The sequence below is a fragment of the Peribacillus frigoritolerans genome (assembly GCF_001636405.1).
Lineage (GTDB): Bacteria > Bacillota > Bacilli > Bacillales > DSM-1321 > Peribacillus > Peribacillus frigoritolerans.
In genome coordinates, this window is the sequence record NZ_KV440950.1 from 3,073,315 (window position 1) to 3,080,767 (window position 7,453).

7 protein-coding genes are annotated in these 7,453 nt (G+C 38.4%); all 7 read left to right on the forward strand.

What is annotated here, in order from left to right; all coding sequences use genetic code 11:
- The first annotated feature begins 59 nt into the window (after positions 1-59).
- Positions 60-1,676 carry a family 14 glycosylhydrolase gene (locus tag A6755_RS14745; RefSeq protein WP_063591118.1) on the forward strand — a complete coding sequence of 539 codons (1,617 nt, stop codon included), beginning with the start codon at positions 60-62 and terminating at the stop codon, positions 1,674-1,676.
- A 501-nt stretch (positions 1,677-2,177) separates the two neighbouring features.
- Entirely contained in the window at positions 2,178-2,603 is a 426-nt protein-coding gene (locus tag A6755_RS14750; RefSeq protein ID WP_034306763.1) for an OsmC family protein, read from the forward strand.
- A gap of 342 nt (positions 2,604-2,945) precedes the next feature.
- Positions 2,946-3,266, forward strand: a complete 321-nt coding sequence (locus A6755_RS14755; protein WP_034306760.1) for a hypothetical protein — start codon at positions 2,946-2,948, stop codon at positions 3,264-3,266.
- Between the two features lie 263 nt (positions 3,267-3,529).
- Positions 3,530-3,991 (forward strand): hypothetical protein, encoded by a 462-nt coding sequence (locus tag A6755_RS14760; protein WP_034306758.1) that lies wholly within the window; start codon positions 3,530-3,532, stop codon positions 3,989-3,991.
- An 895-nt stretch (positions 3,992-4,886) separates the two neighbouring features.
- Positions 4,887-5,210, forward strand: coding sequence for an ArsR/SmtB family transcription factor (locus tag A6755_RS14765; RefSeq protein ID WP_034306755.1), 324 nt, complete (start codon positions 4,887-4,889; stop codon positions 5,208-5,210).
- A gap of 2 nt (positions 5,211-5,212) precedes the next feature.
- Positions 5,213-5,605 carry an SRPBCC family protein gene (locus tag A6755_RS14770; protein ID WP_063591119.1) on the forward strand — a complete coding sequence of 131 codons (393 nt, stop codon included), beginning with the start codon at positions 5,213-5,215 and terminating at the stop codon, positions 5,603-5,605.
- 82 nt (positions 5,606-5,687) lie between these two features.
- Positions 5,688-6,281, forward strand: a complete 594-nt coding sequence (locus A6755_RS14775) for a YdeI/OmpD-associated family protein (RefSeq protein ID WP_063591120.1) — start codon at positions 5,688-5,690, stop codon at positions 6,279-6,281.
- Positions 6,282-7,453 lie beyond the last annotated feature (1,172 nt).

Sequence of the window (7,453 nt, forward strand, 5' to 3'; positions counted from 1 at the left end):
TTTTCGGTGATGAACCGAAATTTAAACAAATAAAGTTATAGGGGAAAGGTTGGCGTTTCATGAACAAATTATCTGTTGGCGTTTTTACCTTTATGCTGTATTTTGTTCCTTTATCAAATACACCTGGATTAGCAGAAGTACAACCAGATTACAAGCTTTATGTGATGGCCCCATTGGGTGAAATAACAGATTGGGAGGCATTTAAAGCAGAGCTGACCCAGTTGAAGGAAAATGGAGTATATGCAATTACGACAGATATCTGGTGGGGATTGGTCGAGAGTAAAAAAGATAATCAGTTTGATTGGTCCTATTATAAAAAATATGCGGAAACCGTGAAAGCTTCCGGTTTAAAATGGGTGCCCATTTTATCTACGCACCAATGCGGCGGTAATGTGGGGGATGATTGCAACTATCCCATCCCGAGTTGGCTCTGGAATAAAGACACTGCCGAAAACATGGCTTTCAAAAGTGAAAGTGGTTTCTGGAATAAGGAAGTACTTGCTCCTTGGTGGGAAGGTACAGCCGGTCAGTATAATGAATTGTACAAATCCTTTTCAGAGAACTTTGCTGATAAGAAGGATTTAATAGCAAAAATATATCTAAGTGCAGGACCGGCAGGGGAATTAAGATACCCCTCCTACCAGAATGCAGATGGCTGGGATTATCCTGAGAGGGGACAGCTACAAGTTTATACAGAAGGAGCAAAACGGGATTTCAGGCTTGCCATGAGAGAAAAATATTCCACGATAAAAAAATTAAATGCTGCTTGGAGCAAAACGTATAAAAACTGGAATGAGATTCAGCCGCCAGGAAATGGGGATGAATTTTTCACCAGGGGCGGAGCAATTGACACTAGATTTGGATACGATTTTATGCAGTGGTATCAAGGGGCACTCGAAAAGCATCTTGCAAAAATTTCGAAGTTTGCCCATAAACATTTTGATGAAGTCTTTGGCGTGCCAATTGGAGCTAAAATCTCAGGAGTCCATTGGAAAATGAATGATCCAGTAATGCCGCATTCTGCAGAGTATAGTGCCGGGTACCATAACTACTCCAAATTATTGAATCAATTTAAGAAATCGAATATGGCCCTCACATTCACCTGTCTGGAAATGGGAGATCAAGACGCACATACTGCACCGTCCTATAGCGCCCCTAAGACTTTGGTGACCCATATTGCCTCTTTAGCTAATGAAAAAGGAATTTCTTTAAACGGGGAAAACGCACTCCCTCTCATCGATAATGAATGGGGCTTTGACAATGTGGCAGAAATGCTTTTTAACCATGGTTTTGAGGGATTTACATTGCTTAGGATGTCTTATTTATTCGACGATGAAGGAAATCCAACTAATGAGTTCAGGATGATGGCTGATAAATTGGAAAGCAAGTCGATTCCCGTTACATTCACAGTTGAAAATGTACCTGCCACACAGGGAGTTTACTTAATTGGGGACAGAGGGGAAATCGGCCGATGGAATCCTGAAGATTACGAATATAAACTCACTCAAAACACAAAAGGTAGCTGGAGTGGAACATTTCGCTTAGCTGCAGATCGATTCTATGAATTCAAGTTCGTCTTAAAAGATGAAAATGGCACTATTACTTGGCAAGATGGCGAAAATAATAGGTATAAAACTCCTTTGAATGGAAAAGGAAACTATAAAACTTCATGGTAGATGGGTTAATAGGGCTATTCAGACGACAAAAGGTGGTTCGGAACGCTCTCACAACCATGATTGGTAAACTTAATACCCTTCTGTTTTTTTACTGCTTTGTATACATCAATCCCTGAATAGATTAAAGAAATTTGCGACAATCCTGCCGAATAACTGTTTGCCAAGCCGCTTTGCTTTGATGCGGCTTGGCAGACAGTTGGCGGAAAGGGAGCGGATTTCTGAAATCATCTGGAATATTTTTTTAGGTTTTAAAGCCTGAAGAGGTAATCAACGTTCAAATTTTACAGTATGACTAACTAAGCAGGACTTGTGGGAAGAATATAAGGTATGGAAAATCATCACAAGTTAGGGTATAAAAAATTCAGAATCCAAGTGATGTATATTTGCATACTGACCCCATTACGGCAATATTTTTTAATACTTAAATGATATAAATTTACATTAATTGAAATGTGGTCCATTTTTAGAACAAAACAACAAGAAAGGGAGGAATCGAAATATATGAAGACAATGATTACATGGACAGGGGAACTGGCCTTTTCTGGCACAACTCCGTCGGGACATGAAATAAAGATGGATGCCGCCGAAGAAGCAGGAGGTAAAAATAGTGGAGCAAGACCCACAGAATTACTTTTACACTCTCTTGCCGGCTGTACAGGAATTGATATTGTAATGATTTTAAAGAAAATGCGATTTGAAACAAAGGCCTTTCAAATAGAAATAGAGGGGGCACGGTCAGAAAATCATCCTAAACGTTTTACCGATTTTCATATCCATTATTTATTAGAGGGAGATCTACCTGAAGATAAAGTCGTCCGTGCAATTCAATTATCCAAAAATACGTACTGTTCTGTGTATCACTCATTAAATGCCAACATTAAAATCAGCTATTCAATAAATGGTGTTAAAGGAAAACAAGACATATAATATGTAATTTAAAGGACTATTGTTTAACAGGAAGTTGTTTTACATCCGTATAATAAAAACAGCCCCATTTTTGAAAATGGGGCTGTTTTGACTGAAATGAACATCCTCATTTCACCAAAACGTGCAAACCACGGAAAATAATCCCTCTCATGTTAATCCAAGGGTATTCTTTCGAAAATATCAATCTAAAATTGGTTTTCAAGGTTAGCGAACTCCATTTTACGGAAGGAAAGGGATAATTCAGTAAGCAAGTAATCAAAATGTAATGGTTTGTCATTGGAATGCCCTTGATGTTAGGAGTTTATCCATATAAACTTTAGATACTATTGAGGAGTGGTTAAGTTGAAAGAGATAACAATTGACAAATTAATTTTTAAAAATCATTTATCGATGATTGAGCAATATTCATTGAAAGATTTCATGTTTAAGTGGCTCGGCAGCCCCGAAGAAGGTTTAGATGATCTTCTCCCGCTTACATACACAGATCAAGTTTTTGCAAAAATGGAAACGACATTGGAGACTAAAATCAAGATTCATGGAGAAGAAATTTTCAGATATGTCACCATTACGGAAGATAATCAAATTGTAATAGGGGGCTTGGACTCGAATCAAGAGTTAAAGTTTAGAATTGTGTCCCTGGAAGAGCGTTTGAAAAGCTATTAAAACTGAATCATAATTTTCAAAAATAAAAAGGCCGTTCCTGTGGAATGGCCTTTTTATTTCATCACGTTAAGAGAGTCGTCAATACCACATGTTAACTGTACTCGAAAGTAATTGATAGCCTTATCTTATGCAAGCTAAAAAGCGAGTAACTCTTTAAACTCGCGCTATTTTTGGATTAATTTAACAAAAATATAAATGTTTATTGGTTTGTCTTAGTATATTATAGAGTAATGAAGTCGACTAAACATTTGGGGGGAATTGAGATGAGCGAGACGTTGGCAAGTTCACTAAAAACGCTTTTGAAGGAAACGTTTGAAGGACCGGGAAATGAAGGGAGCTATTATACTGATTCAAAACCGAATACCGGGGTTTTTGGTACACTTGATGGCTTAACCGCAGAAGATGCTTCACGTTCCATAAACGGATCGACAATTGCGGCACACTCAGACCACACCCGGTATTATTTATGGGTGATCCGATCGATGATCAATGGCACAGACTTTGAAAAAGATTGGGAAGAAAGCTGGACCATTGCTACTGTTGATGAGGTGAAATGGGCTGAAATCAGAGAGGAATTACATAAAGAATATGTATCTCTTTTCGCAGAAATCGAAACAATCGATTTAGGAAAATGGCTGACAAATGTAAATGCGACCATTGCCCACTCAGCTTATCATCTTGGAGCGTTACGGCAAATGATAAAAAGCCTTGAAATAGAAAAATAATATAATATATTGAGAGTTTTTAAACTGATTGGAACGTATGGCACTCGCTTTCCGAAGGAAGTCCGCCCTCGGCACTCTTGCGCCTGGATTCTCCTTTCGACACGCTTTTTCCGCGGGAGTCAGGTACACGCGTTCCAATCAACTTTGTTTGAAAAACCCAGATAGATACTTTTAGTCTTAGTCGATAAGAGGGGTTCAAATGATCTCATCCCTAAGTTGAGGGTTTATAATATCAGATAGTTTATTTCCTTTTTCATATTTTTGAATGAGTCATTATTGATTTATACTTACTTCGTCCGAATCTCGTGCCGTAATTCCTCTCCTTCAATTCCATTTGCCTGTCATTTGCTTTTTTACTTTCTTGCTCAGTCCATATGAAAGCAGAGTTGAAAATTGGGCCTCCTTATAAAATCCCAAGTAAACACCCATATCTCTGAATTTCCGCAATCAAAAGTGTCTCTTTTTTAAGTACCATACATAATATCTGAGTTAAGATCTCTAGTAATATACTTCCATTCTCCGAATGAATCATCATAATCCCTACCCAATCCGTCTAGTGAATCAAGGAATAGTAAACGCCTTCACGAATGATTAAGTGCATCCCAGATATGGAAACCAGTAAAACTCTTATCCACTTTGCTCATCAATGAAGATATAATTCCAAAATACTCCTTTGCTGAAACACGAGCATATCCAATATTCAAAAATAGCAATTGATCATATATGAATCACTTTAACTAACGGGGCCAATTTAGTTGTAAAAGGATTTAATAATATACTTGATGATATTAGAATAAAACAAATAAAGTGTGTCAATAATAAAATTGACAGGACACCAATCAGTGTCATATAATAAAAGACACCAATTGGTGTCCAGTTAAAAGGGTGGGTGATTTTGAACGAGAAAAATCAAGAACGTGATATTTATGTAGCCATTGCTGACCCAACAAGACGTAAATTGCTACGTTTGTTGGCGGACGTGGAGGAATTGCCACTAAATGAGTTGACCGTACATTTTGAAATGGGCCGTACTGCGGTTTCAAAGCATTTGGCAATCCTTAAAGAGGCAGGTCTAGTAATCAGCAGAAAAGTCGGCAGGGAAACCCGTTATCGACTGAATGCTGGTCCGTTGAGAGAAATTGAGGATTGGGTATCGTTTTACAGAAGATTCTGGAGTGAAAGAATATCACTTTTAAATCAAATATTAGAGGAGGAATAAAAATGAGTTTAACAGTAACACAAGATTTTAATTTTAAGAGCCCGATCGAGAAGGTATGGCTTGCCTTAACGGATGCAAATACTCTTGGGAAATGGGTAATGGCTAATGATATTAAACCTGTCGTCGGACATAAATTCCAGTTTCGAAATGAACAGTGGAATTTAATTATTGATTCCGAAGTTCTTGAAGTCGAGGAGCCTTATAAGTTATCTTACACCTGGGTAGGTGGCGGTATAAACACTACAGTCACATGGACCTTAAACCACGAGGATGGAACAACCCACTTACATCTCGAACAAACAGGATTCGAAAAAGAAGATCAAGCGTTCAATGGTGCGAAATATGGTTGGGCGAAAATGGGCGAAGAACTTAATAACGTGTTAGAGGTATTGTAAGACCAAACCTCTGCCTTGTTTTTTAGTATTTAGCTAACGTATAAGAAAAAAGCAAACTGCTCGGAAAGAGGAGTGTTCCGTGATGACAAAAAGTAGAACGAATCCTAAGGTTGATGAATTTTTAGGTAAAGCTAAAAATTGGAAAGAAGAATATGAGACGTTAAGAAATATCGTTCTTGACTGTGAACTGACCGAAGAATTTAAATGGATGCATCCCTGTTACACGTTTGAGAATAAAAACATCGTTTTAATACATGGATTTAAAGAATATTGTGCGCTTTTGTTTCACAAAGGTGCCTTGTTACAGGATGCCCACGGGCTTCTAATTCAACAAACGGAGAATGTACAGGGAGCGCGCCAGATTCGGTTCACTAATGTTCAAGAAATAGTTGCAACGGAATCCATTCTGAAAGCCTATATTCATGAAGCCATTGAAGTTGAAAAAGCCGGGTTGGAAGTGGAATTTAAAAAAAACGAAGAATTCATAATTCCTGAAGAACTTCACAATAAATTCGATGACATCCCTGCCTTAAAAACTGCTTTTGAAGCATTGACACCAGGAAGGCAAAGAGCATACATCCTTTATTTTTCACAAGCCAAACAATCCAAAACCCGAGAGTCAAGAATCGAAAAATGCATGCAGAAAATTCTCGATGGGAAGGGTTTAAAAGATTAATATATTTGATGAGAAAATATATTAATCATGGTTTAGATTTCACCCCACTTTGCGTTCATTCGAACTCCTTTTTGGAACGCAAGTAACCACTCAACCGAATAATAAAAAATGGATAAAAAACAAAAAAGTGATCCATGAGTGTAAGCGATCTGCCGTGAAAAAGCCTACTTGTTGCAGCTAAGGAAAGAAAAAAACTGCACAACAAAGTGTACCTTGTTTTTTTGCTTAAAGGTCACTTTTTTTGAGCTAACGGGTGCTTATCTTAAGTAATGCTTTCAACATGCCACTAATAAAATATGGTACTTTTAAGGAGTAGAAAAAAAGCCTAATTTCTCAATTTTATTACTGAGAAATTGGGCTTTTTTCGAATATTTCAATTCAGGAAAATGCTAACGACCATGGCCCACTTCGCGTATCATCTTGCACCGTTAAGACAAATGATAAAAACCCTTGAAATGGAAAAAAAGATAACAATTTGATGGTTAACATGATTGGAAAATTGGGCAATCTTTGTATTCTTGGGCACGCTTTTCCCGCAGGGTTCTCTAACACCCGCCCCAATCAACTTTGTTTTTGAATATAGAACTCGTCTTGTCTGCAGTTTTTTTAAAGTCGGTGTAAAAATTAGATTTCCACTCCAGGCACTCGCTTTCCGCGGGCGGTCCGGGAGCCTCCTCGGCGCCTTGCGCCTGTGGGGTCTCCCCTGGACTCGCTTTTCCCGCAGGAGTCTCGTACCTTCCGTTCCAATCAACTAACGTGTTTTAAATGAAAAAAATGCAGGCTGATCTTATGCCGAACCATGTTTAAGACTAGTTTATCCTTCATGTTTTTTTACTGTAATCCTTAATGGATGGAAGAAATTTGCGACACTCCTGCCGAATAACTGGCTTGCCGAGACCCCACAGACGCTTACTTTGATGCGGCTTGGCAGACAGTTGGCGGAAAGGGAGCGGATTTCTGAAATCAACTGGAACTTATTCGAAAGAAAAAACTCCAGGCAAACGCGTTTTCTTCGTATATGTCTAAAAACAAGACAAGAGTAACCTTCATGTTTTTTACTGTAATCCTTATTGGATGGAAGAAATTTGCAAAAATCCTGCCGAATAACTGGCTTGCCGAGACCCCACAGACGCTTACTTTGATGCGGCTTGGCAGACAGTCGGCGGAAAGGG